Here is a 1507-nt window from a genome sequence, read left to right on the forward strand (position 1 = left end):
AGACTATCCTCTGATAATCTTGCGGAGATAATATAGATATTTGATTATGATCTTTATCAATTTTAGTTATAACCCGTTGCAGAATATAGTAAAATTTTGATAAATATTCTTTGGCTTGATGTATTGCGATAACTTCATTAGAGCTTAAAAAATTAATTTCAATATAATTATCTAGTTGGCTACAAATAAGAGATACTGGATAGTTTAATTTCGAATAAAAACTCAGAAGTTTCGATGCTATGAATTTATTGATATCATAACTTGGATAGTTTTGGTATATAAACAAACTATGAAACAATCTATCTTTACTATTTTGTATTTTAGAAAGGTCAGCATAACCATATTTATTCAAGTTATTTATCTGTTCATGTAAATACTTCAACTGCTCTTTTATCGTATTTGTATTACCCCAATCTACCAACAATGGTAATGTGTTTATATACAAACCTACACTATCCTCAATACCATCAATAGCTATATTTCTTCCTGATATCGTAGTTCCAACTATTGTTTGATTATCTTGTGTATAAATATTAATCAGCTTATGCCATACAAACTGTAATAATGTATTTATAGTTATTCCTAACTCTTTCGTTATATCCTTAAGCTTAGCGTATAGCTCACCTTCTATAGTTAATGTCTCTCGGTAATTACCTTCCAATAACTTAATTTCATTTATATTTCTATCTGTAGTCAATAACACCGATAAGTCATTAACTTCAATATCAACTAAATTCTCTTGCCAATATTCGTTAGCTTTATCTCTATTATTTTGAATATACTCTTGTACTCTTAAATATGTATCATCTAATACAGCTAAAATTTTATTACCTAGACTCAGATCATTATAAAAATTATGAACATCTCTTATAAGTAATGAACCACTCCAACCATCTTCTATCGCATGATACACTGACTTAATAACTGTATACAATTCATCTGTCTGCTTAATGATATGCAATCTTAATTGTGTCGGTTTCGTAAGATCAAAACCTTGCTTCCTATCTTCTTCCTGTATCTCTTGGATAGCTTGCTCTTTATCGTCTTGGTTAGATATATCATGATAGCTATACTCTAAATCTCCTTTAGCATAGATAACTTGAACTATATCCTCTTCCCAATTAAAAGCTGTCCTTAATATCGGATGCCTAGCTATTGCTAATTCCCATGACTTAATATATCTATCAATATCTAACTTTTGATCATACAAATAGATGAATTGTTCTCTATAAGCATCATCATCTGGATTTGATAAAGCATGATATATAAATCCTTGCTGTAAACTATTAGCAGGATAAATATACTCAACTTCATTGTCTTGTATTTGAAGTCTATCTAATAACTCTAAACTTATATCAGAATTATAATCACTAGGTGTTTTATGGGATATACCCTGTTCAACAAGATTACTTGTATGAGCTTGAACTAATTTATGATTGTTTTCTAATGATTCAGATAACTTATCGGTTATATCTTGTCCTAACTGAGTTATCACATTGAAACTTAA

General features: G+C 28.9%; 1 protein-coding gene. It reads right to left on the reverse strand.

Annotated elements, in window-relative coordinates:
* On the reverse strand, positions 1–1495 hold a 1495-nt coding region (locus FTPG_RS09510; protein WP_004288260.1), incomplete at its 3' end, for a condensation domain-containing protein.
* Between the last annotated feature and the right edge of the window lie 12 nt (positions 1496–1507).

It is taken from the genome of Francisella philomiragia subsp. philomiragia ATCC 25015 (genome assembly GCF_000156715.1).
Classification (GTDB): domain Bacteria; phylum Pseudomonadota; class Gammaproteobacteria; order Francisellales; family Francisellaceae; genus Francisella; species Francisella philomiragia.